The 23550-nt window shown below is 68.9% G+C and carries 22 protein-coding genes and 2 pseudogenes; 10 read left to right on the plus strand and 14 right to left on the minus strand.

The annotated features are described in order from the left end of the window. Positions 1-42: 42 nt before the first annotated feature. The gene (locus FHU35_RS24675) at positions 43-825 is read left to right on the plus strand and encodes an IclR family transcriptional regulator (RefSeq protein ID WP_145743926.1); all 783 of its coding nucleotides are present in this window, start codon (positions 43-45) and stop codon (positions 823-825) included. Positions 826-858: 33 nt separating this feature from the next. On the opposite strand, the gene FHU35_RS24680 is transcribed toward FHU35_RS24675, so the two are convergent. The 4 genes from FHU35_RS24680 to FHU35_RS24695 are packed head-to-tail and all read right to left on the minus strand — an operon-like array spanning position 859 to position 4134. After that, positions 859-1734, minus strand: coding sequence for an ABC transporter substrate-binding protein (locus tag FHU35_RS24680; RefSeq protein ID WP_145743928.1), 876 nt, complete (start codon positions 1732-1734; stop codon positions 859-861). Continuing rightward, positions 1731-2414: an ABC transporter permease gene (locus FHU35_RS24685; RefSeq protein WP_145744627.1), complete on the minus strand. Its 684-nt coding sequence runs from the start codon at positions 2412-2414 to the stop codon at positions 1731-1733. Before FHU35_RS24685 ends, FHU35_RS24680 begins: the two co-directional genes overlap by 4 nt. Beyond that, positions 2414-3055: an ABC transporter permease gene (locus FHU35_RS24690; RefSeq protein WP_145743931.1), complete on the minus strand. Its 642-nt coding sequence runs from the start codon at positions 3053-3055 to the stop codon at positions 2414-2416. Before FHU35_RS24690 ends, FHU35_RS24685 begins: the two co-directional genes overlap by 1 nt. After that, entirely contained in the window at positions 3052-4134 is a 1083-nt protein-coding gene (locus FHU35_RS24695) for an ABC transporter ATP-binding protein (protein WP_186459599.1), read from the minus strand. The genes FHU35_RS24690 and FHU35_RS24695 overlap by 4 nt, the downstream gene beginning before the upstream one ends. 189 nt (positions 4135-4323) lie before the next feature. On the opposite strand from FHU35_RS24695, the gene FHU35_RS24700 reads away from it, so the two are divergent. Beyond that, complete coding sequence (locus tag FHU35_RS24700; protein WP_145743936.1) at positions 4324-5856, plus strand: bis-aminopropyl spermidine synthase family protein; 1533 nt, start codon at positions 4324-4326, stop codon at positions 5854-5856. 12 nt (positions 5857-5868) lie between these two features. Here the strand turns inward: FHU35_RS24700 and FHU35_RS24705 are convergent, their stop codons facing one another. Both FHU35_RS24705 and FHU35_RS24710 read right to left on the minus strand, forming a co-directional pair. Next, positions 5869-8685, minus strand: coding sequence for a bifunctional diguanylate cyclase/phosphodiesterase (locus FHU35_RS24705; protein ID WP_425474181.1), 2817 nt, complete (start codon positions 8683-8685; stop codon positions 5869-5871). Positions 8686-9011: 326 nt separating this feature from the next. Then, the gene (locus tag FHU35_RS24710; RefSeq protein WP_145743938.1) at positions 9012-10211 is read right to left on the minus strand and encodes an NAD(P)-dependent malic enzyme; all 1200 of its coding nucleotides are present in this window, start codon (positions 10209-10211) and stop codon (positions 9012-9014) included. Between the two features lie 489 nt (positions 10212-10700). Here FHU35_RS24710 and rfbC point away from each other — a divergent pair, with 489 nt between their 5' ends. Beyond that, on the plus strand, positions 10701-11309 hold the full coding sequence (gene rfbC, locus FHU35_RS24715) for a dTDP-4-dehydrorhamnose 3,5-epimerase (RefSeq protein ID WP_145743940.1): 609 nt from the start codon (positions 10701-10703) through the stop codon (positions 11307-11309). Between the two features lie 49 nt (positions 11310-11358). On the opposite strand, the gene FHU35_RS24720 is transcribed toward rfbC, so the two are convergent. Then, complete coding sequence (locus FHU35_RS24720) at positions 11359-11736, minus strand: S24 family peptidase (RefSeq protein WP_425474182.1); 378 nt, start codon at positions 11734-11736, stop codon at positions 11359-11361. Between the two features lie 15 nt (positions 11737-11751). On the opposite strand from FHU35_RS24720, the gene sodN reads away from it, so the two are divergent. The 4 genes from sodN (at position 11752) to FHU35_RS24740 (ending at position 13918) form a co-directional block, all read left to right on the plus strand. Beyond that, positions 11752-12159, plus strand: coding sequence for a superoxide dismutase, Ni (gene sodN / locus FHU35_RS24725; protein ID WP_132619066.1), 408 nt, complete (start codon positions 11752-11754; stop codon positions 12157-12159). A 260-nt stretch (positions 12160-12419) separates the two neighbouring features. Continuing rightward, the gene (locus FHU35_RS24730; protein ID WP_145743943.1) at positions 12420-12716 is read left to right on the plus strand and encodes a hypothetical protein; all 297 of its coding nucleotides are present in this window, start codon (positions 12420-12422) and stop codon (positions 12714-12716) included. 69 nt (positions 12717-12785) lie between these two features. Beyond that, positions 12786-13373, plus strand: coding sequence for a histidine phosphatase family protein (locus tag FHU35_RS24735; RefSeq protein WP_145743945.1), 588 nt, complete (start codon positions 12786-12788; stop codon positions 13371-13373). 77 nt (positions 13374-13450) lie between these two features. Beyond that, the gene (locus FHU35_RS24740; RefSeq protein WP_222429494.1) at positions 13451-13918 is read left to right on the plus strand and encodes a GNAT family N-acetyltransferase; all 468 of its coding nucleotides are present in this window, start codon (positions 13451-13453) and stop codon (positions 13916-13918) included. 10 nt (positions 13919-13928) lie between these two features. On the opposite strand, the gene FHU35_RS24745 is transcribed toward FHU35_RS24740, so the two are convergent. After that, positions 13929-14357: a hypothetical protein gene (locus FHU35_RS24745; protein WP_145743949.1), complete on the minus strand. Its 429-nt coding sequence runs from the start codon at positions 14355-14357 to the stop codon at positions 13929-13931. 433 nt (positions 14358-14790) lie between these two features. Here FHU35_RS24745 and FHU35_RS24750 point away from each other — a divergent pair, with 433 nt between their 5' ends. Together FHU35_RS24750 and FHU35_RS24755 are read left to right on the plus strand one after the other, a co-directional pair. Next, positions 14791-15717: a diacylglycerol/lipid kinase family protein gene (locus FHU35_RS24750; protein ID WP_145743951.1), complete on the plus strand. Its 927-nt coding sequence runs from the start codon at positions 14791-14793 to the stop codon at positions 15715-15717. A gap of 246 nt (positions 15718-15963) precedes the next feature. Further along, the gene (locus FHU35_RS24755; RefSeq protein ID WP_093413759.1) at positions 15964-16218 is read left to right on the plus strand and encodes a WhiB family transcriptional regulator; all 255 of its coding nucleotides are present in this window, start codon (positions 15964-15966) and stop codon (positions 16216-16218) included. 284 nt (positions 16219-16502) lie between these two features. On the opposite strand, the gene FHU35_RS24760 is transcribed toward FHU35_RS24755, so the two are convergent. Both FHU35_RS24760 and FHU35_RS24765 read right to left on the minus strand, forming a co-directional pair. Then, entirely contained in the window at positions 16503-17996 is a 1494-nt protein-coding gene (locus FHU35_RS24760) for a PAS domain-containing sensor histidine kinase (RefSeq protein ID WP_145743953.1), read from the minus strand. A gap of 40 nt (positions 17997-18036) precedes the next feature. Further along, on the minus strand, positions 18037-18252 hold the full coding sequence (locus FHU35_RS24765) for a biotin/lipoyl-binding carrier protein (RefSeq protein WP_145743956.1): 216 nt from the start codon (positions 18250-18252) through the stop codon (positions 18037-18039). Between the two features lie 184 nt (positions 18253-18436). Between FHU35_RS24765 and FHU35_RS30465 the strand changes: the two genes are divergently transcribed. Beyond that, a complete protein-coding gene (locus FHU35_RS30465; RefSeq protein WP_425474184.1) occupies positions 18437-18511 on the plus strand; it encodes a 50S ribosomal protein bL37 in 75 nt (24 codons plus the stop codon). A gap of 69 nt (positions 18512-18580) precedes the next feature. Here the strand turns inward: FHU35_RS30465 and FHU35_RS30470 are convergent. The 4 genes and pseudogenes from FHU35_RS30470 to FHU35_RS24785 form a co-directional block, all read right to left on the minus strand. Next, positions 18581-18841 (minus strand): annotated as a pseudogene (locus FHU35_RS30470) (hypothetical protein); the annotation flags it as partial. A 71-nt stretch (positions 18842-18912) separates the two neighbouring features. Next, positions 18913-21460 (minus strand): annotated as a pseudogene (secA, locus tag FHU35_RS24775) (preprotein translocase subunit SecA); the annotation flags it as partial. A 297-nt stretch (positions 21461-21757) separates the two neighbouring features. Beyond that, the gene (gene hpf / locus FHU35_RS24780) at positions 21758-22441 is read right to left on the minus strand and encodes a ribosome hibernation-promoting factor, HPF/YfiA family (protein ID WP_145743962.1); all 684 of its coding nucleotides are present in this window, start codon (positions 22439-22441) and stop codon (positions 21758-21760) included. A gap of 423 nt (positions 22442-22864) precedes the next feature. After that, positions 22865-23548 carry a ComF family protein gene (locus tag FHU35_RS24785; protein WP_246110557.1) on the minus strand — a complete coding sequence of 228 codons (684 nt, stop codon included), beginning with the start codon at positions 23546-23548 and terminating at the stop codon, positions 22865-22867. Positions 23549-23550: the final 2 nt, after the last annotated feature.

Consider the following 23550-nt stretch of genomic DNA (forward strand, 5'->3'; position numbering starts at 1 on the left):
GCCCTGATGGAGGGACTTCGTCTGAGATGCCAGACTTCAGGCGTGGGTGACAGCAGTGATGTGCCCGCGCTGCGGCGCGGGCTGGCGATCCTGCGGGCGTTGGCCGGTCGTGCGGGCCCGGTGTCGGCGGGAGTGCTGGCTCGCGAGCTGGGCCTGCCGAGGTCGACGACGTATCACCTGCTGGCGGAGCTGGTGACGGGCGGATTTGTCGTGCACCTGCCGGAGGAGCGCCGCTACGGGCTGGGCGTGGCGGCGTTCGAGCTGGGTTCTGCCTATCTGCGGCACGATCCGCTCGAGCGCTTGGCGGGACCGATCCTGCGGCGGCTGGTGGACCGGGTGGGGCGGACCGCGCAGCTCGGGGTGCTGCACGGGGGTGAGCTTTTCTACTTGATCAAGGAGCGTCCTTCGCAACCGCAGACGCTGGTCACCGATGTGGGTGTCAGGTTGCCGGCCCAGCTGCCGGCGTCGGGGCGCGCGATGCTGGCACATCTCCCGGCGGCTCAGGTGCGTGCGATGTTCCCTTCCACCGACAGCTTCGTGCTGCGCACGGATCGGGGCCCTCGCAACCTACCTGCCTTGCGGCGGCTGCTGGCGGACGAGCGGCGCCAGGGCTGGGCGGTGGAGGACGGTCTCGTCACCCCGGGGTTCGCCTCGGTCGCGTGCCCGGTCTTCGATCACTCGGCGCGGCCCATCGCTGCCATCGGGGTGACCTTCCGCCACGCGTGCGAGGGCTCCGGGTGCCGTGAGACGTGGGCGGACCTGGCCCACGACGTCGCGCACTCGGCTGCCGAGCTCACGTCCCGCATCAGCGGTCGCATCGCCTGACCGGCCGCCCCGGGAGGCAGCCGGTCAGGAAGGTCACAGACCCGCGGTGGCGATGAACTCCTTGGCGACGTCGGCGGGGTTCGCCTTGTCGACCTCGAGGCGCTTGTTGAGCTCGGTGAGCTTCTCGGTGGTCAGGGCTCGTGAGACCTTCTCGACGGCTTCGGCCTGAGGCGGGGTGAGCTTGCCCTTGCCGGCGAGCGGAACGACGTTCTGCGCCGGGAACATGTTCTTCGGATCGTCCAGCTTCACCAGGTCGTTGGTGGTGATCTGCGAGGACGTGGTGAACAGGTTCGCGGCCTGGATCTCGCCGGAGGTCAGGGCGTCGACGGTGATCGTGCCCGCTTCGACGCTGCGGATCTCCTTGAAGGTGCAGCCGTAGTCCTGGGCGATCTTGGACTCCCACCGCGTCTTCCACTCGGCGGGTGCGCCGAGGACGATCTCGCCGCAGCGCGGGCCGAGATCGGCCATCGAGCGCAGGCCTGTGTCGGCGGTGGCCTTGGTGACGGTGAGGACGTCGGAGTCCTCGGCCGGGGACTGGCCGAGGAGTTCCATGCCGGGGCCGATCTTGGTGCGCAACAGTTCGTAGACCTGCTGGGATTCGGTGGCGTTGGAGGCCGGGTCGAGGAATTCCAGCAGGTTGCCGGTGTATTCGGGGACCAGGGTCAGCTCACCGTTGCGGACGGCGTTGACGTAGAACTCCCGGGCGCCGATGCGCGGCCTGGTCTGGACGTCGGCGCCGGTGGTCTTGAGCGCTTCGGCGTAGATGTGCATCAGCAGCTCGCTCTCGGCGAAGTCCGCCGAACCGATCACCACCTGACCGCTCTCGGCCTTGTTGGCCTCCAACGGGTCCTGCGCTCCGCAGCCGGTCAGCACCAGCGCCGCGGCGGCCAATGCCAGCAGTCGTCTCATCGATCACTACCTCCTCGTCGGGCGGCCATGACCAGACCGCGCGGCACCACCAGCCGGGTCAGCCCGGCCAAAGCCAAGTCGAGCACCACCGCGAGAACAGCGATGATGACCGCTGCCGAAGCCATCTGCGCGTAGTCACTGACCTTCAGACCGTCGAGCAGGATGCGCCCGAGGCCGCCCAGTCCGACGTAGGCCGCGACCGCGGCGGTGGCCACGACCTGCAGCATCGCGCTGCGAACACCGCCGAGCACCAGCGGGAGCGCTGTCGGCAGCTCCACCTGCCAGAGCACCTGGATCGGTCGCATGCCCATTCCCTTGGCCGCGTCCACGGCGTCGGCGGGCGCGTTGCGCACTCCCGCGTAGGCGCCGGAGAGGATCGCGGGGATCGCGAGGATCACCAAGCCGGCGAGCGCGGGTATCACTCCCAGGCCGAAGCCCAGCACCAGGAGCGTGACGACACCGAGGGTGGGCAGTGCGCGCATGGCGTTGCTGAATCCCACCACGAGCACCGAACCTCGCCCGGTGTGTCCGATGTAGACACCGAGCGGGATGGCCACGAGCGCGGCGACCAGGACCGAGAGCACGCAGTAGTAGAGGTGAAGCAGCGTTTGCGCGGGGATTCCGTCAGGCCCGCTCCAGTGGGCGGGGTCGCCGAGCCACGCGATCAGTTCGCCGAAGATCATCGCCGCGCCCAAGGGGTCGCGAGCCGCCAGAGCAGTACGAGCAACAGGTCCACCACCAGGGCTAGCAGCAGGGTCAGCACGATGCCGATGACGATCTGCTGGGGGTAGTCGCGCTGGAAACCGTCGGTGAACAACCGCCCCAGCCCGCCGATTCCGACCAGCGCTCCGACGCTGACCAGGCTGATGTTGCTCACCGAGGCCACGCGCACGGCCGCGGCCAGCACCGGTACCGCCAAGGGCAGTTCCACTGCGAACAGCCGCCGTCCCGGCCGATATCCGATGGCCGTGGCGGCGGCGACGACGTGCCCGGGCACCGAGTCCAGGGCGTCGCGCACCGGCCGCACCAGCAGCGCCGCGGTGTAGAGGGTCAGCGCGATGACGACGTTGAGCGATGACAGCAGCGGGGTTCCCATGATGCCGGGCAAGATCACGAACAGCGCCAGGGAAGGAATGGTGTAGAAGACGTTCGCGGTGTTCTGCAGGGCCCCGCGCAACCAGCCGACCCGTTGAGCCAGGCGCCCCAGCGGGAGCGCGAGCAGCACGCCCAGCACCAGTGGGAGCAACGACAGGTAGAGGTGTTCGACGAGCTGGGTGATCACCAGCTCGCGGTTGCTCGGGGAGTTGAAGAAGTCGATCACGTCGCCGCCCGCTGTTCGTCCAGCAGCGACAGCACCTCGTCGGCCGTGACGACTCCGACCGCGCGTCCGTCGGCATCGACGACGACGCCGAGCCCGGACGGTGCTGACAGCGCGGCGTCCAGAGCGCCACGAAGGTTCCCATGCTCGACGTGCAGCGTGCCGCCTGCCACGAGGGTGCGTTCCACGAGATCGCCGTCGGAGCCGACACCGGGGGCCAGCCAACCGCGCGGTTGATCACCTTCATCCACCGCGAGTCGCCAGCGGTCGGCGGAGGGGACCTTCTCTCCCAATCGGACGGTCGGCACCGGGCTCGGGCGCAGCTGCGCGGAGTCCACGAAGGACAGCCTGCGGTAGCCGCGGTCGCGGCCGACGAACGACGTCACGAAGTCATCGGCGGGTGATGCCAGCAGGTCGTCGGGCCGGGCGTACTGGGCGAGATGGCCCCCTTGCCGCAGCACGGCGACCTTCTCGCCGAGCTTGATGGCCTCGTCGATGTCGTGGGTGACGAACAGGACGGTCTTGCCCAGCTCGTCCTGCAACCGCAGCAGTTCCTCCTGCAACCCCTCCCGCACGACCGGGTCGACGGCGCTGAAGGGTTCGTCCATCAGCAGCACCGGCGGATCGGCGGCCAGGGCCCGCGCCACGCCGACGCGTTGTTGCTGACCGCCGGACAGCTGCGCCGGGTACCGCGTGCCGAGGTCAGCGGGGAGTCCCACCAGGCCCAGGAGCTCTCCCGCGCGTTCCCGGGCGGCGCGGCGGGTTTCGCCGGCCAGCATCGGGACGGTCGCGATGTTGTCGAGCACGGTTCGGTGCGGGAACAGACCTGCCTGCTGGATGACGTAGCCGATGCCGCGACGCAGCTGGGCGGGGTCGCGGTCGCGCACGTCGGTGCCGTCGACTGCGACGGTGCCCGACGACGGGTCGATCATGCGGTTGACCATCCGCATCAGGGTGGTCTTTCCGCAGCCCGAAGGCCCCACCAGGACGGTGATGGTTCCCGTCTCGACGGACAGGCTGAGTTCCTCGACGGCGACGGTGCCGTTCGGGTACTGCTTTCGGACGGACTGGAACTCGATCAAGCGAGCCCCCTCTCGCGCTGGTCCCCCAAACCCGGCCGACCCTAGCCGGAGGGTTCCCCTCCCGCGATCCACTGAGATCGATGCGTGATCTGGTCCCATGATGCGAGAAACCGCAGCGCGTTGAACCGTCCGCGGCAACACGAGCGTGCGCGTCGGTGCCTCGGCACACCGATTAGGCTTTGCAGTCCCATGGACAACGCTCAGCCCCCCACTCCGATCGAAGCCGTCCGCTCCCTCCACGCCGAGCACGGACTCCTCGGCCACGACGTGCGCCGCGTGCTCGCCGAGCTCATCTCGGGACCGCGGTCGCTGGACGAGCTGATCAGGCGCACCGGAGTGCCGCGCCGGACCGTCGAGCGCGTTCTCGCCGCAGCCGGGGACGACCTCGACGAGCGGACAGGCGCCCGCCGCATCAAGGACTCCCTCCTCGCGCGCTACCGCCAGGAGTTCTCCCTCGACGCGGTGCCCTCGCCGGATGTCGAGGCCGGGCTCGATGCGGCGGCGCTGGAGGCGATGCGCGGTTTCGTCGAGTCCGGCCCCCGCCCGCGATCGGCGTTGGACCACGTCACGGCCACACCGGAAACCGCGCTGCGCCGCGCGCTGTGGTTGCGCGACAACTTCGACCTCGACGGCCGGAAGATCCTGTGCCTGGGTGATCACGACCTGACGTCGTTGGCGTTGTCGCTGGTGGCCCCGTCGGCCCAGGTCCGCGTAGTGGACTTGGACGAGCGCATCCTCCAGCACGTCGACGCGGTCGCCGCCCGGAACGGGTTCACCATCGGCCTCACCCACGCCGATCTGCGCTTCGGAGTGCCTCCGACGCTGGAGGGCTGGGCGGACGCCGTGTTCACCGATCCGCCCTACACCCCGGAGGGCATCGGCCTGTTCGCCACGCGCGCCGCCGAATGCCTGGCACCGGACAACAGCCGGATGGTGCTGGCCTACGGCTACAGCGCGCTCACCCCCGCGCTCGGGCTGAAGGTCCAGCAGGAGTTGGTGCGGCTGGGATTCGCGTTCGAGGCGATCCTCCCGAAGTTCCACCGCTACTACGGTGCGCAGGCCATCGGCAGCGCCAGCGATCTGTACGTGTGCCAGCCGACCGCGCAGACCCGCAAGCTGGCATTGCGCCAGGACCAGGCGATCTACACCCATGGCCCGCAGTCGGTGGAGGCCTCCGGTGACACGGCGGAGGCCTTGCCGCAGGCCGCCGCCGAACGGCTCGGAGCACCGGTAACCGAGCTGCGCCGCGCGGGGTGGGCTCGTCCGGTGCGCGAGGGCGGGCCGGTGGCGTTCGACCTGCGCGCTGATCCCGGACCGTGGCTGCTGCGGATGCTGCTGGCGTGCAGCGCGCAGAAGGTGGCCTTCGTGCTGTCCAACAACCACCCGGACATCACCAGCGAACGGGCCCAGTCGGAGCTGCGCGATCTCGTGGCGGCCAAGTACCGGTTGAAGCTGCACCGCAGCACCCCGGACGGCAAGCACGCGGTCGTGGTGGCCGAACGCGCGGAAACCGGGTCGGCTGAGGACTTCCTGCTGCAGCGCGCCCACGGCAAGCTCGGCAACATCTGGCGGGAGGCCTTCATCTCCACCGGCGAGGACCTCACCAAGCGCCAAGCGCGGGAGAAGGTCGCCGAACTCGCACCGCATCCGGAGGACCTGGAGCTGCGGCTGATCGATCTCCCCCGTCACCGGATCGCCGAGGTGCTGCGGGCGGTCCGGTGATCGCGCCGGCGGCTACGGCACCGCGAGGGGACCGTCCGCCAGCATCTCGCGGAACTTCGCGGCGGGGACCGCGCCGGAGAACAACCACCCCTGGTAGGCCTCGACGCCGACGCCCCGGAGCAGCCTGAACTGGGTGGCGTCCTCGACGCCTTCGGCGACGCACTGCCGGTCCATCGCGTAGGCCATGTCGACGACGGCGCGCGCCACCGCGAAGTCGGAGGCGTCACCGCCGACCCCGGCGACGAAACGCCGGTCGACCTTGATGATCTGCGCGGGGAGGTCCTTGAGCCTGGCCAGCGACGAGTACCCGGTGCCGAAGTCGTCGACGGCGAACCGCACACCCCTGGAGACGAGCTCGCCCATCTCGTGGCGGGTGCGCGAGGGCAGGTCGACCAGCGAGGTCTCGACCAGTTCCAGGATCACCCGGTCCCAGGAGATCCCGGTGTCGGCGACGATGTCGGCCACGGAGTCGACGAAGTCGTGTCCGCCGGGCACCAGTCCCGCCAGGTTCACCGCGATGCTGACGGCGCGGCCGTTGCGCGTCGGCCACGTCGAGGCCTCCCGCAGCGCCGTGCGCAGGACCCAGCGGTCGAGTTCGCGCAGGAGGTCCCCTTGTTCGGCGACCGGCAGGAACGCGTCGGGCGACAGCATGCCGCGTTCCGGGTGCGGCCAGCGGATCAGCGCCTCGGCGCTGACGACGCTGCCCTCGGCGTCGACGACGGGCTGGTAGTGCAGGGCGAGACCGTCGTTGCTCAGGGCCTCGCGGAGCTGGCCTTCGAGGTGCAGCTGGCGATCGGCGGCGGCCATCAGCGCCGGGCTGGCCAGCGAGACCTTGCCGGTGCCGCGCCGTTTCGCTTCGAACATGGCCGCGTCGGCGAAGCGCAGCAGGTCTTCACCGCCGGCGCCGGAGCCGTTGGGCACGGCCGCACCGATCGACGAGGACACCCGGACCAGCTGGCCGTGCACGGGCACCGCGGTGCGCAGCAGCGCGGACACGCGGGTCGCGAGCTGGTCGACCCCGCCGCTGGCGTCGACGTCGGAGCAGATGATGACGAACTCGTCGCCGGACAACCGCGCCGCCGTGCACTCCTCCGGCAGACCGCCTTCCAGGCGCCGTGCCAGGGCGACCAGGAGTTCGTCGCCCGCGTCATGGCCGAGCGAGTCGTTGACCCGCTTGAAGTTGTCGATGTCGCAGAACAGCACCGCGATACCGGGTGAGTCGGCTCTGCCCAGCAGCCTGCCGAGCAGTTCCTTGACCGCGGTGCGGTTGGGCAGGCCGGTCAGGTCGTCGTGGGTGGCCTGGTAGCGCAGCGCTTCGGCGGCTCGGCGGCGTTCGGTGATGTCCTGGAACACCACCAGCCAGAACTCGGTGCCGTCGTCCTGCACGGAGGTGGAGGTGTGCAGCTCGCAGTAGACGGGTTCGCCGTCGGAGCGCACCATGACCCGCTGCGGCGCGCGGCGGCGGATCCCGGAGGGCTCGTCGGGCGCGGGCAGGCTCGGATCGGCTTCCTCGGGGTGGGTGATGTCGCGGACGCTCAGCCCGCGCATCTGGTCGAGGCGGTATCCCAGCAGCTCGCAGAGGGCCTCGTTGGCGTTGACGATGCGCTCGGAGCGGTCGAACAGCCCGATCCCCACCGGGGTGATGTTGACCAGGTCGGAGAAGCGCTGGCTGGAGCGCTCCATCCGGGTGACGACGGCCCGCTGCTCGGTGACGTCCTGGACGGTGCCGACGAAGAGGTCCCTGCCGTCGGCATCGATGATCTTGGTGCCGTGGATCCGCAGTATGCGGACGTTCTCCTCGTTGCGCAGGTAGCGGTGCTCGATCTCGACGGGCATGCCGCGTTCGATCAGCGGCCGCCACGCCTGCCGAACCCACCTGCGGTCGTCCGGGTGGACGTGGTCGAGGTAGCGGTCGAAGGTGCCGGTGGTGGTGACGGGCTGGCCGAGGATCTCGTAGAGCATGCTCGACAGCCGCATGACGTTGGTGCGCGGATCGACTTCCCAGGTGCCGAGCCGGGCGATGCGCTGGGCGTCCTGCAGCCGCCTGCGCTCGTCGCGCAGCTGGCGTTCGAGCGCGCGGTGCTCGGTGACGTCCTGCACCGTGCCCTGCACGCGCACGATCTGCCCGGCGCCGTCGTACTCGGCGCTGCCGGTGCACAGGAAGACGCGGGTGCCGTGGAGGTTGCGCAGTTCGGTCTGGAAGAGCTGGCCCTCGGCCGCGGTGAGCACGTCGGCGTAGAACTGCGCGGCTCGTTCGCGGTCGTCGGGGTGGGTGGTGGAGATCATCGCCGTGGCGTCGTCGGCGTGATCGGCCCCGCCCGCTCCCAGGAAGTCCGCCAGCAGCGGGCTCCGGTAGATGGCGCCGGTGTCGGGGTAGAAGACCCAGCTGGCGACCTTGGCGAGGCGCTGGGCGTCGATGAGCCAGTAGCGCTCCTCGGAGTCGCGCTGCTCGTCGGAGGCGCCCGGCTTCTCCCCGGCGAGGTCGGCGACGTCGACCAGCAGTGTGACTCGGAGCGTCGGGTCGTCCGGGTGCGGCCAGCTCTGCAGGCGCACCGGGACACGTCGCGCTGAGCCGATCAGCCAGGTGTCGCGGCCTTCTCGGTCGATGAGGTCGACGAGCTTGCCGCCGACGAGGGCGCCGGGTTCGGCGTGCCCGGCCAAGGTGGCCGCCTGCTGAGTCGCCGCGACCACCAGCCCGTCTTCCCTGCTCAGCAGGACAGGCGCGTCGGGAAGGGCCGCTTTCGGGACCTGCACGCGCGCGGGGGTCAGCCCGAAGCTCCCGGGTGCCGAAGGCATCCGGGTCCGCTCGCTCCGCTCGGTCAACTGCACCCCTCCTGCGTTGCAGCCGCAACGGCCGCTGATGACGGCCCCGATGGCGCACCGCTAGTGATGCGCGCCACAGCGAGTCGTATCGCAGACCCTACCTGTCCGCGCACAGCCGGTACTGCCATGGTGCCGGGCCCTGAGGCCAGTTCCCTGAAGAGGTGACAGCCTTCGCCCGGCATGATGACGCCGACTACCGAAATCTTTGTGAAGTCGCTTCTCCGACGTCACCCACGAGTGAGGCCGGGAGGGTCTTGGAGGACCCTCCCGGCCCGCTCGATGCCGGTGTAGAAACTACCGCCGACCCACCGGCCGGCGACAGTGCTTGTTGATCACGCAGTGGCCACACCTTCAGCACGAGCGGCCTTCGACACCGCCGCGCTGACCTCAGGGGCGACCCGCGGGTCCAGCGGCGACGGGACGATGTAGTCCGCGCTGAGGTCGTCGGCGGCCACGGCCGCGATGGCCTCGGCCGCGGCGACCTTCATGCCGTCGGTGATGCGGCGAGCGCCCACGTCCAGCGCTCCCTTGAAGATGCCCGGGAAGGCCAAGACGTTGTTGATCTGGTTCGGGAAGTCGCTGCGACCGGTCGCCACGACCGACGCGTACTTGCCCGCGATCTCCGGGTGGATCTCCGGGTCCGGGTTCGACAGCGCGAACACGATGCAGTCCTTGGCCATCAGGGCCACGTGCTCCTCCGGGACCTGGCCGACCGAGACGCCGATGAACACGTCCGCACCGGTCATCGCCTCGGCCGGACCACCGGAGATGCCCCGCGGGTTGGTGAACTCCGCGAGCTCTTCCTTGATCGGGGTGAGCCCCTCGCGACCGGCGCTGATGACACCGCGCGAGTCGAGCACGATGATCTCGCCGACACCCGCGGTGTGCAGGATCTTCGCGCAGGCGACACCGGCCGCACCGGCACCGGAGATGACCACGCGCAGCGAACCCAGCTCACGACCGGCGACCCGGGCGGCGTTGCGCAGCGCCGCCAGCGCCACGACCGCGGTGCCGTGCTGGTCGTCGTGCATGACGGGGCAGTCCAGCGCCTCGGTGACCCGGCGCTCGAGCTCGAAGCAGCGCGGAGCGGAGATGTCCTCGAGGTTCACCGCACCGAAGGACGGACGCAGCCGGACCAGGGTCTCCACGATCTCGTCGACGTCGTTGGTGTCCAGGACCAGCGGGATCGAGTCGAGCCCGGCGAAGGTCTTGAACAGAGCGGACTTGCCTTCCATGACCGGCAGCGAAGCCTTCGGCCCGATGTCTCCCAGGCCGAGAACCGCCGATCCGTCGCTGACCACGGCCACCAGGCGCTGAGTCCAGGTGTAGCGGTCAGCCAGGGTCGGATCGCTCGCGATCGCCCTGCTGACCTGCGCCACCCCAGGCGTGTACGCGATCGACAGGTCGCGCGCACTGTCCAGCGGAGCCGTCACCGAAGCGGTGAGCTTGCCCCCTTCGTGCGCAGCGAAGATCTCTTCGTGGGTCAGATCAGCACCGATTCCATTGGCGGTGCTCTCGTTCATCGTGGTCACGGCGTCCCTCCTGTTGCCATGCCTGCGGCCCGAACACGACGAGCCGGGCGGATGCGACCTCTTGCGGTCGCCTTCGACGCCGACGCCCCGGGCGTACCGGAGATGAAGACGTCTACCGAAATACCGATGCCGGCGATCCTGTTCGGGATAGCGGCGCCGGTGGACGCTGCGGTGCGATAAGTGTGCCAGCCCGTTGAACCCTATGTCAGCGATAGGGATCACACCTCTCACCAGCAAAAAGTAAGAAAGTTTACGAATTCGCACAGTACGCGCGTCATATTTTCCGAGAACGAGATGCAGTACGGCCGTTCGGTTCGCATTTCACGGTTATGCGGTACGAGTGTCCGGTATTCCGATCTGAATCGAAACTGTTTGGAAAATCCGAGTGCCGACCTCAGCTTTTCCGCGATGCGAGCGAGCATGGGAACCTTCCGCTCACCACCCGCCCCGCCGGACCCGTCCCGATCGCGCCTCCTAGGCTCGGCGCTCGTGCAGGTACGTCGACTTGAGATCACCGGGGCGTTCGAATTCACCCCAAAGGCTTTTCCGGACGACCGGGGCCTGTTCGTCGCCCCGTTCCAGGAGAAGGCCTTCGCCGAAGCCACCGGTCACCCGATGCGCCTGGCCCAGACCAACCACAGCGTCTCGGCCCGCAACGTCATCCGCGGAGTGCACTTCGCCGACACCCCTCCCGGCCAGGCCAAGTACGTCTACTGCCCGCAGGGCGCGCTGCTGGACGTGATCGTCGACGTCCGGGTCGGCTCACCCACCTTCGGGCGGTGGGAGGCGGTCCGCCTCGACTCGACCGAGTACCGCGCCCTCTACGTCGCCGAAGGACTCGGGCACGCGTTCCTCGCCCTGACCGACAACACCGTGATGACCTACCTGTGCTCCACGGGCTACAACCCTTCGGGCGAACACGGCATCAGCCCGCTCGACCCGGAAATCGGCCTGCCGTGGGAGCAGGAGCTCACCGGCCCGGCGATCCTGTCCGAGAAGGACCGCGACGCCCCGACTCTCGCCGAAGCCGCCGAGCGCGGCCTGCTCCCGGACTTCAACGCCTGCCAAGCGCACTACGAGTCCCTTCGCGACGGGTGAGCATGGGAACCAACCTGTCACCGCCGAACTGACAGGTTGGTTCCCATGCTCAGCGCACCCGCCCCGGCGACGGCCACAAGCGCCAGCGCACCACGCCCAACACCTGTGCCGGGCCGAGGTCTCGGGAGTCGGTCGAGCCGAAGCCGTTGTCCCCCTCCACGTGCCAGCCGCCGGCGTCGCGGCGCACGGCGCGCTTGACCGAGAGCTGGCCGGGTCGCTGCTCCCACCGCACCAGCACGACATCGCCGGGGGCGGCGCGATCGCCGGTCCGGAACACCACGACGTCCTGGTCCCGCAGTGTGGGAACCATCGATGGCCCGCGCACCCGCAACCTGCGCAATGGCCACCTTCCGAGCGATTTCACCAACACCTCCGGTAGGACGACGAGGATCTTCAAGAGTAGGGTCGGCCTCGTCGGAGCACTCACTGTCAGGGAGGAATCATGCGACTCCTGTCGCGCATCCTCAGCCCCCGCCTGGAGGCCACCGCGCACTGCGATCTGCCGTGCGGCGTTTACGACCCCGCGCAGGCGCGGATCGAGGCCGAGTCGGTCAAGGCGATCCAGGAGAAGTACCAGGGCAACGAGGACCCGGAGTTCCGCACTCGAGCGATCCTGATCGCCGAGCAGCGCTCCGAGTTGGTCAAGCACCACCTGTGGGTGCTGTGGACCGACTACTTCAAGCCCCCGCACTTCGAGAAGTACCCGCAGCTGCACGAGCTGGTCAACAAGGCCACCAAGGCCGCGGGCGCCACCGGCACCAAGGGGTCGATGGACCCGGCGAAGGGCCAGGAGCTGCTGGACTACATCGCCGAGATCGACAAGATCTTCTGGGAGACCAAGAAGGGCTGATCTCAGGGGCCTTTGAGGACGCCGATCGGTGGGAACACCGGTCGGCGTTCTTTTTTGCGCTCTCGCCCCGCACCCTCCCCGCTGCGGTGACAGGAAGGTTCCCATGCAGCGCTCAGCGGCTCGACAAGTGCGCGAAAGGTTCCCATGCTCCAGTCCGCGAAGGGGCCCGGTGGTCGGTGGCCACGATCATGCGTGGTCTCCGCGGCGGCCATAGGCTGGATTTCGCCGACACCGACGTCTCGCCTGGAGTGGGAGAGCTGATGACCACCGCATGCCGAGAGCACACCGGCCACGACCACGAGCACGGCCCCGGATGCGGGCACGTCGCCGTCCCGCACGGCGATCACGTCGACTACGCCCACGACGGGCATCTGCACGTCGATCACGGTGGGCACTACGACGAGTGCGAGGCGAGCGGGCACCAGGAGCACGGGTCCCACGACCACGTGCACGGCGAGAACTGCGGTCACGTCGCGGTTCCGCACGGCGATCACGTCGACTACGTCCACGACGGACACCGGCACGCCGCGCACGGCGAGCACTACGACGAGCACTGACCGATGTGGACTTGCTGACCGGCGTGGCGTCGTCGTGCGGATGCTCCGCGGAGCCGTACGCTGCGATCCGTGGAGCAGCGCGTCTACATCCTCCGGCACGGCACCACCGAGTGGTCCCTGACCGGCCAGCACACCAGCCGCACCGATGTGCCCCTCACCGTCGAAGGTGAGCTGCGGGCGCGGCAGGCGGGCCAGGCCCTGACCACGTTGCGCCCCGCCGGCCCCGTGCAGGTGTTGTGCAGTCCCCGCAAGCGTGCCCAGCGCACCGCGGATCTGGCCGGACTGTCCGACGTGGTCACCGAACCACTGCTCGTCGAGTGGGATTACGGGGACTACGAAGGGCTGACCACCGATCAGATCCGCGAGACCGTTCCCGACTGGACGGTGTGGAGCCACCCCTGCCCCGGTGGTGAGACCGCGTCCAACATCGCCACCCGGGCCGACGGCTTGCTGGAGCGGGTGCGCCACACCGACAGCGACGTGGTGCTCGTCGGGCACGGCCACTTCAGCCGCTGCCTGATCGCTCGCTGGTTGAACCTGCCGATCGCTTCGGGCGTGCACTTCTCGCTCGACGCCGCGGCCATCACCGTTCTCGGGTACGAGCGGGGCGTGCCGCAGGTCCAGCGGTCCAACATCCCCGCCTGGCAGCACGGCTGAGCGCCTGCCGCCGCGGCCGGCGCACCACCGCGCAGAATGGGCCCGGAAGAGCTCGGTTCTGGTTGTGGAGGTCTGCGATGATCCGGCGGGCGCGTGAAGACGACGTGGCGGCGATGGTGGAGCTGGTGCACGAGCTCGCCAAGTACGAGGAGGAGCCCGACTCCTGCCACCTGTCGGAAGCACAGTTGCGTGCGGCGCTGTTCGGGCCCGATCCGGCTCTGTTCGGACACGTGGCCGAAGTGGACGGTGCCGTCGTCGGGCTGTCCCTGTGGTTCCTGAACTTCTCCACGTGGGAAGGCGTGCACGGGATCTACCTGGAGGACCTCTACGTCCGTCCGGAGCACCGCGGATCAGGCCTCGGCAAGCTGCTGCTGCGGACGCTGGCGCACGAGTGCGTCGAGCGGGGCTACGCGCGGCTGGAGTGGTCGGTGCTGGACTGGAACGAGCCCTCGATCGCCTTCTACAAGGCTCAAGGCGCTTTTCCGATGGACGGCTGGAGCGTCTACCGGCTCAGCGGGGACGCGCTGCGGTCTTTCGGGGACTGAAAGCCCTGCGTCAGTCCTCGCGGGCGTCGGGTGCCATGGACGCGTGGAACGACCACTCGCGGCCCGCGCGGTTGAACAGGAACCACAGCACGGCGACGGCGGGAACGGCGATGATCAGGCCGATCAGCGGCCGTCCTGAGGGGCCCGCCGCGTACCAGGCGGTGCCGAGCAGCAGCAGCTGCAGCAGCATCGCCGGGGTGCGCGCCCAGTGCTTGCCCTTGATCAGCCCGATCCCGGCGGCGAGCACGCCCGCGGCCAGAACCGTGTAGTAGCCGGCCTCGCCCCACGTCTCGCCCCGTTCGAGCTGACCGACGCCGCCGAGCTGGGTGGAGGCGCTGCGGATCAGCAGCGCTACGACGAACACCAGGCCTGCCACCGCCTGCAACGTGGTCAGCACACCGGCGATGCGCACCGTGCGGGGAACGGTCTCGGTAGACAAGAAGGCCTCTCAGAACCGGGGCCACGACCCCGCTAGTGACTCTGCGTGTGCACTTTCGATGGTAATACCGCCCGATCGCCGCATAGCTGCCGCAGGGCTCGAGAGGACATGATCGACTCATGGCTGAAGCGGCGTTCACGGATATCGGGGTGTCCGTCGATCTCGCCGCGTGCACGTCGGCAGCCGGTGCACAGCGATCGGGTGCGTTCCGGGGTTACGCATCCGAATGTCACCGGAAACCGGTGGTCAGAGGCACGACGCACCCGCTCCTGGTGCGTCCGCCCGCCTCGTCCGCCCTTGCCGCGCACCTCGGCCGGTCCCGAGCCGCGTCGGCCTCGGAGGTGACCGGCCAGCCCACCTGACTCTTCGCATCACGCACGATCCGGCACCCGCGCCCGACGGACACGAATTCGTCTCGCTTAGGCTTCGGGTTGTGCGCGCCGTTCTCGTCGTCAACCCGCAGGCGACCTCCACCACGGCCAGTGGCCGCGATGTGCTCGCCGCTGCCCTGGCGAGCGTGCTGAAGCTGGAGGTCGTGGAGACGAAGCACTTCGGGCACGCCTCGGAGGCCGCGCGGGACGCCGTCCGGGACGGTGCGGACCTGGTCATCGCGCACGGTGGCGACGGCACGGTCAACGAAGTGGTCAACGGCATGTTCGAGGTCGCCGGGCCGGGCGATCCCGCGATGCCGACGCTGGGCGTGGTGCCCGGCGGATCGGCGAACGTCTTCGCCCGCGCGCTCGGCCTGCCCAAGGATCCGGTGGACGCCACCCACCACCTGATGGGGGCGCTGGCCACCCGCAGCACGCGCGAGGTCGGCCTGGGCAAGGCCGACGAGAGGTGGTTCACCTTCAACGCCGGCATCGGCTGGGACGCCGAGGTGGTCGCCGAGATGGAGCGCCAGCGCTCCCGCGGTCGCGAAGCCACGCCCGCCCTGTATGCCCGGATCGCCCTGTCCTGCTACTTCCGGATGGCCCGCGGGGAACCGAAGTTGAGCTTGCAAATCGGTGACGATCACCCGAGTGAGCTACTACACAGTGTGTTCGTGTCCAACACCGACCCGTGGACCTACTTGGGCTCGACTCCGGTCCGCATGAGCCCCGAGACCAGCTTCGACACCGGTCTCGGCGTGCTCGCGCTGACCAAGATGAGCACTTACCCTGTGTTGCGACATGTAGCGGAAATGCTACGCGGTAGAGGGAAACCACACGGGAGTAACTCAATTCAGGCTGCGGATGTGCCCCATCTACGCGTAGCCTGTACGGAGCCGTTGCGCCTGCAGGTGGACGGCGATTGCCTGGGTGAGCGATCGGTGGTCGAGTTCTCCTCAGTCCCGAACGCTCTCCGCGTCGCTGTATAACCTTCTCGTAACGGATGGACATCGCTGCCGACTCGTGACCCCCGTCTGAGTCCGGGAACACAGTGAAATCCCTGGTCAGGTCTGTCGATCTTTCAGGTGAGTTCGCTCACCGCCCTAGATCGACCTCTTGACATCGCGGCAGTTCGTGAAAGCATTCACAAGCACACGGACCCCGTGAAAGCATTCACAAACACCCCGAACGAACTATCGGCGCGCATGGGCGCGCCTAGCGAGGAGCAAGGAACAATGGACTGGCGCCACGATGCGGTTTGCCGTGACGAGGACCCGGAGCTGTTCTTCCCGGTTGGGAACAGCGGTCCTGCTGTGCTGCAGATCGCCGAGGCGAAGGCCGTATGCCGCCGCTGTCCGGTTGCCTCTCAGTGCCTGGCTTGGGCACTCGAGAGCGGCCAGGACGCCGGTGTCTGGGGCGGCATGAGCGAAGACGAGCGTCGCGCCCTCAAGCGTCGCAACGCTCGCACCCGGGCGCGCACCAACGCCTGAGTAGCAGCTCGCTGAGCACGTGGCCGGTCGGTCGCACCCCCGGTGACCGACCGCCCGTCTCGCCCCGGCCGCAACGGCCTCGCACCGAAGAACTGACCCGACCCCGACTAGTAGCTCTCGGCCGATCAGCGTCGATGTCGGTCCCGAACGTTCCAGCCGATCTCCCCATCGTCACGGGGTAGCCGGAACCCGGGGAAACCGACCCGATCGGCCCGACGTCCCCGGCGCGTGGGGATGTCACTCGAGTGATCGACGCACCTGCGTGGCGCCCAGCATACGGGCCGTCATCGTCGGTACTTCAGAGGCACCCGCAAAACCGCCTCGGTACCCCGTTGATGACCACGACCGCGCAAGCTCAACGACCCGCGGAGCTCCGACTCCACCAGGGTCCGCACGATCTGCAGGCCGAGACGTTCGGCGCGCTCGAGGGAGAATCCCTTCGGCAGGCCGCGACCGTCATCCGAGATGACGACGTCGAGCCAGCGCGCCGAACGCTCCGCCTGCACAACGACTTCGCCGCCCTGCCCTTCGGGGAAGGCGTGCTCGAAAGCGTTCTGCACCAGCTCGGTCAGGACCATCACCAACGGCGTGGCCAGTTCCGCCGACACCACCCCGAACTTCCCGCCGCGGCTGACCTTCACCCCGGTTTCGGCGACGGCGACGTCGCTCATCATCGGGATCACCCGGTCCACCACGTCGTCGAGGTCGACCCGCTCGTCCACCGACATCGACAGCGTCTCGTGCACGAGCGCGATCGAGGTGACCCGCCGGACGGACTCGTCGAGCGCCAGCCGCGCCTCGTTGTTGCCGGTGCGCCGCGACTGCAACCGCAGCAGCGCGGCCACGGTCTGCAGGTTGTTCTTCACGCGGTGGTGGATCTCGCGGATCGTGGCGTCCTTGGACATCAGCGCCCGATCGCGGCGCTTGACCTCGGTGACGTCGCGGACCAGCACCAGCGCGCCGGCCGACTGCCCGCGCGGCCGCAGCGGGAGCGCTCGGAACAGGACCGTGGCACCGCGAGCTTCGGCTTCGATGCGCATGCTCGGTTCACCGCCCATGGCGCGCCGAACCCGCTGCGCGACCTCGTCCGCGTCGAACGGGTCGTTGAGCAGCGACCGGGTCAACGGCGCCAGCTGCGCGCCCACCAGGTCCGCTGCGTGGCCCATCCGGTGGTAGGCGGACAGCGCGTTGGGGCTGGCGAACACGACCGTGCCGGAGTTGTCCAGCCGGATCAGCCCGTCACCGACGCGAGGACTGGTGTGCACGTCGGGTGCGGGTTCCGGCGTGGGGAACGTGCCGTCGGCGATCATCTGGCACAGGTCCGCAGCGCTGCCGAGGTAGGAGATCTCCAGCGGGCTGGGCACTCTGGGCACCGCGAGGTTGGTGTCGCGGCTGAGCACCGCGACGAGCTCGTCGCCGAGCTTGACCGGGATGGTCTCGCGCCGGACGGGAACCCCCAGGTGCCAGCGCGGGTCCTCCTCGCGGCAGATCCGGCCCTCCAGCGCGGCCCTCCGCAGCTGGGGGTGGTCGTCCTGGGTGACCTCGGAGCCGACCACGTCCTCGGGGTGAGCCGTGGGCGCCGTCGTGGGCCGGGCCTGCGCGACGCACAGGAAGCGGTCCTCCGGTGCTCCGGACGGACCGATCGGCACCCACATGATGAAATCCGCGAACGACAGGTCGCTCAGCAGCTGCCACTCGGCGACCACCAGCTGCAGGTGGTCGGCGGCAGTGCCGGACAGTCCCGTGTGTTCGGCGAGAAGATCACTCAGCGTGGACAAGTCGGTCCCCCGGGTCGGCTGCGCGGATCGAAGCGGGTCGTCACTCGACGACGGCGATCAGGTCGCCTTCCTGGACGACGTCGCCGGGCTTCACCGCCATGGTGCTGATCTTGCCGGAAACCTCGCTGAGCACCGGGATCTCCATCTTCATGGACTCCAGGAGCACCAGCGAATCGCCGTCGTTGACCGCGTCGCCCTCGGACACCGACACCGTCATGACGTTGGCCACCATCTCGGCGCGGATCTCCTCGGCCATCTCTTCCTCCTCGTCACGGCCGCTACCGGCCCCTGCTTAGGAAACCATGACCGCCACCACCCGCCGACGGCAGGTATCGGACATGGCAGACTGGAAGCTCGAAATCCCAGCGGAGACCGGGTGTCAGTTGATCACTCGCGGTCACCGGGCTGGAGTGAAGTTCGAACTTCGAGGGAGTCGCCTTATGGGCAAGCGCGCGCGCAAGAAGAAGGACCGGCGCAAGAACAACGCCAACCACGGCAAGCGCCCCAACTCGTGATCTCGGCGGCATCCGCCGCTGCAACGCGAAGGGCCCCGGACCGAGTGGTCCGGGGCCCTTCGCGTGGGCTCAGCTCTTTTTCTTCTTCTGCTCGGCTCGGGCCGCCGCGCGACGCTCGCGGCGGGTGCCGCCGCGGGCGTCGGGGCCGTCCTGCTCGGTGGTCTGCTGCGCTTCACCGGTCTCGGTCGGACCGGAGTAGCTCAGCCGCTGGTTGCTCGGGGCTTGCAGCCCACCACCGCGGAGCGCGGCAGGGGTCTCGTCGCCCTCGCCGGGGCCGCCGGCGAGCTGGCTCAGGGCCGGCCCGGCCGAGGCGGGCTTGGCCCTCCGAGCACGCGCGCCCTGGGGCTGAGCGCCGCCCTGCGGGACCTGCGGCGTCTGCGGGACCTCCGGGACACCGCCGTTGGACTGGCTCACCGAGACCGGCATTGCGGGCTGTTCCGGTGCGGGCTCGGGTTCGGCGGCCTCGACCTGGACGTTGAACAGGAAGCCGACCGACTCCTCCTTCAGCGCTTCCAGCATCGCGCCGAACATGTCGAAGCCCTCGCGGCGGTACTCGATGAGCGGGTCCCGCTGCGCCATCGCCCGCAGGCCGATGCCCTCCTTGAGGTAGTCCATCTCGTAGAGGTGCTCGCGCCACTTGCGGTCCAGGACGCTGAGCAGGACGCGCCGCTCGAGCTCCCGCATCCCGCCGGGCCCGACCTTGCCGTCGACCTCGGCCTCGCGCTTGGCGTAGGCCTCCTTGGCGTCGGTGGTGATCAGCTCCAGCAGGTGTTCCTTGCTGAGGTCGTCGTCCTCCTCGACCAGCGTCTCCCAGCTGAGGCCGATCGGGTACAGCGAGCTCAGCGCCTTCCAGAGCTTCTCGAAGTCCCAGTCCTCGGCGTAGCCGGCGGAGGTCTCGGCGTCGACGTAGGCGGTGACGACGTCGGTGAGCATGTGCATGACCTGCTCCTGCAGGTCCTCACCGGCCAGAACGCGGCGGCGCTCGTCGTAGATGACGGTGCGCTGCTGGTTCATCACCTCGTCGTACTTGAGGACGTTCTTGCGGATCTCCATGTTCTGCTGCTCGACCTGCGTCTGAGCGCTGCGGATCGCGTTGGAGACCATCTTGTGCTCGATCGGGACGTCGTCGGGCACCTTGAGGCGCGTCATGACGGTCTCGACCATGGCGGAGTTGAACCGGCGCATGAGCTCGTCGCCCAGCGACAGGTAGAAGCGGGATTCGCCGGGGTCGCCCTGACGACCGGAACGACCGCGCAGCTGGTTGTCGATGCGTCGCGATTCGTGGCGCTCGGTGCCCAGCACGTAGAGGCCGCCGGCCTCGCGGACCCGGTCCGCTTCGGCGTCGACCTGAGTCTTGATCTTCTCCACGACGGCGGGCCACTCGGCCTCGTACTGCTCGCCGCTGCTCACCGGGTCGAGACCGCGCTCGCGCAGTTCCGCGTCGGCGAGGTGGTCGGTGTTGCCGCCCAGCACGATGTCCGTACCGCGGCCGGCCATGTTGGTGGCGACCGTGACCGCGCCGAGCCGACCGGCCTCGGCGATGATCGCGGCTTCGCGCTGGTGGTTCTTCGCGTTGAGGACGTTGTGCGGGACGCCGCGCTTGGTCAGCAGCTTCGACAGGTATTCGGAGCGCTCGACGCTGGTGGTGCCGACGAGGACCGGCTGGCCCTTCTCGTGCCGCTCGGCGATGTCCTCGGCGACGGCCTCGAACTTGGCGGGCTCTCCCTTGTAGACCAGGTCGGGCTGGTCGATGCGCGCCATCGGCTCGTTGGTGGGGATGGGCACCACGCCGAGCTTGTAGGTGCTGTGGAACTCGGCGGCCTCGGTCTCGGCGGTACCGGTCATGCCGCCGAGCTTGTCGTAGAGGCGGAAGTAGTTCTGCAGCGTGATCGTGGCCAGAGTCTGGTTCTCGGCCTTGATCTCGACGCCTTCCTTGGCCTCGATCGCCTGGTGCATGCCCTCGTTGTAGCGGCGACCGGCGAGGATTCGGCCGGTGAACTCGTCGACGATGGACACTTCGCCGTCCCGGACGATGTAGTCCTTGTCGCGCTGGTAGAGCTCCTTGGCCTTGAGCGCGTTGTTGAGGTAGCCGACCAGCGGCGTGTTCGCGGCCTCGTAGAGGTTCTCGATGCCGAGCTGGTCCTCGATGATCGAGACGCCGTCTTCGGTGACGCCGACGGTGCGCTTGCGCTCGTCGACCTCGTAGTGGGCGTCGCGCTTGAGGATCGGGGCCAGCCTGGCGAACTCCTGGTACCAGCGGGAGGACTGGTCGGCGGGGCCGGAGATGATCAGCGGGGTCCGGGCTTCGTCGATGAGGATGGAGTCGACCTCGTCGACCACGGCGAAGTGGTGGCCGCGCTGCACGCAGTCGGCGAGGCTCCAGGCCATGTTGTCGCGCAGGTAGTCGAAGCCGAACTCGTTGTTGGTGCCGTAGGTGATGTCCGCGTGGTAGGCCTGGCGGCGCTGCTCGGGGGTCATCTCGGCGAGGATCGCGCCGACCTCGAGGCCGAGGAAGCGGTGCACGCGGCCCATCCACTCGGCGTCGCGCTTGGCGAGGTAGTCGTTGACGGTGACCACGTGCACGCCTTCGCCGGTGATGGCGTTGAGGTAGGCGGGCAGGACGCAGGTCAGGGTCTTGCCCTCACCGGTCTTCATCTCGGCGATGTTCCCGAGGTGCAGGGCGGCGCCACCCATCAGCTGCACGTCGAAGTGCCGCTGGCCGAGGGTGCGCTTGGCCCCTTCGCGGGCGACGGCGAAGGCTTCGGGAAGCAGCTCGTCGAGCGATTCACCCTCGCTGTAGCGGCGCTTGAACTCGTCTGTCTTGCCCCGCAGCTCGGAATCGGACAAACCGACGACGGCGTCTTCGAGCTCGTTGATGTGCGCTGCGACAGAGCGCAAGCGCTTGAGCATCTTGCCCTCGCCGGCGCGGAGCAGTCGGGACAGGACCATCCGGTCGACCTCGCTAGCTGATCGTGACGCGTCCGTCACGGACGCTTTGTGGCCATCGTATTAGAGCTGGCTGCGGGGGTACGCCGTAGTCCGATCCAGCGTTGGCGGACCGCAACAAACGGCTGTCCCCCGCGAACCACCGTACGCGGGGGACAGCCGTCCAGGTCGGGCGTGGCGCAGACTCGCCCGTGCGACCGGGCGGGAGGGCGCCGCGTGCTGTGCGCGCATCTCACGTTCAGCTACGTCGTGGCGGGTGCACTACCCGCACGGCTGAGCTGAAGCCGCCCGGTTGTGTGGTCAGGCGTCGGCGAGTCGGATCACGCCGTAGTCGAATCCCTTTCTGCGGTAGACGACGCTGGCGCGGCCGCTGTCGGCGTCCGCGAAGAGGTAGAAGTCGTGCCCCACCAATTCCATCTGGTAGAGGGCTTCGTCCACGGTCATCGGCTTGGCCGAGTGCTCCTTCTCCCGCACGACCTGGCCGGGCGCGTACGCGTCCTCCTCGGTCATGCGCTGTCCCGGAACTTCGGCGGACTGCGCAGGTGCTTCCTGGGGCGCTTCGAGCAGCGCGGTTCGGCCCTCGGCTCCACCGGAGCCGGACCCGACGGGGCCGGTCACCACGGGCCGGTCCGCCATCGCTGCGGTCGCCTCTGCCACGGAAGTCGGGTTGTGCTGTCCGTAGTGCACCTTTCTACGGTCGTGCATGCGCCGGAGCCTGCTCTCCAGCTTGGTCGTCGCGGCGTCGAGCGCGGCGTAGAAGTCGCCGGCGCAGGCTTCGGCGCGGATGGGAGCGCCCTTGCCCTTGAGAGTGATCTCGACTCGCTGGCAGTTCTTGGCCTGGCGGGGGTTCTTCTCGTGGAACAGTTCCACTTCCGCCCGCATGGCCTTCCGGTTGTACCGCTCAAGCCGGGTCATCTTGGCGTTGACGTGCTCCCGGTAGTGATCGGGAACCTGAACGTTACGACCCTTGACGACGATATCCATTCACGACCTCCGTTCCTTGCAAGTCCGTAGGCGAGGTGTGCACGGTGGGGCGCCTTGGAAGGAGAGAGATCAGCTCTCTCAAGGCGCCAGGGACATGGGTTTTCGCTCCTTCCCTCCGCCTTGGTTCGGCTGGATTGGTTCGCCACGTTAGCTCGGTTTATCGATTTGTGACACCCCCTCAGACGGGCGAAGTCAAGCATCCACCGAGAGTGATGTTTGCTGCCGAAAGCAGCAGATCACGCTGTGTGCCAGGCGTGGCGGGAGCGGGCCTCCGAACGAGTGGTTCACTCGTTCGGGTAAGTAGCGTCGTAGCTCTGCGCACGGCAGCGGACTGTCCGTTGAACCAGCTCACACCCGGAGAACGAACACCTCCGCGCGAGGGTTCCTGGGCCGAACGGGTTCTGCGATTTTCACTCGTCGAGATCAGCCCGCCGTCGCGGTCAGGGCGAGCACCGCGGTGACCGGACGCCGCACCCCGTCGAGGGTGCTCACGGCGCTGGCGACGGTCGCTCCGGTGGTCACCACGTCGTCGAGCAGCGCGATCTGCGCCCCCTCCGGAGGAAGCCCGCGGGGGCGCACCAGCACCCGGCCCGAGAGGTTGTCGAGCCGCTGCTGCGGCGTCAGGCCCGCCGAGTCCGCGGCCCCTGGACCGGTCAGCAGGCAGTCGGCGACCTGCGCGGGAAACCCCGAGTCGCTGAGCGCGACCGCAGCTGAGCGCGCGATGCGAGCCATGTGCGCACCTCCGCGCCGCCTCGACGCGACCGCCCGCGACGGGGCGGGCACCAGCCACCACTCGCGTTCCAGCGATTCCTCCGCGGTGATCGAGCGCAGCGCCGTGGCCAGCTGGCCGGCCAGCGGACCGGCGAGCGCGCGCTGCCCGGACTCCTTGTAGGCCAGCACCGCGCGCCGGGCGGCGCCCCGGTACCGCCCGAGGGCGAACACGGGCGGCGCGTCGCCGAGCAGCGGCCGGTGGACCCGGCGGAACCCGCCGAGCCTGCCCGCGCAGACCGAGCACCACGCGGTACCCGCGACGTCGCAGCCGACGCAGTGCTGCGGCAGCAGCAGGTCGGCCAAGCCGGAGATCGCTTCGCGCAGCAGGTGGAGCACCA

Source organism: Saccharopolyspora dendranthemae (assembly GCF_007829955.1).
Lineage (GTDB): Bacteria > Actinomycetota > Actinomycetes > Mycobacteriales > Pseudonocardiaceae > Saccharopolyspora > Saccharopolyspora dendranthemae.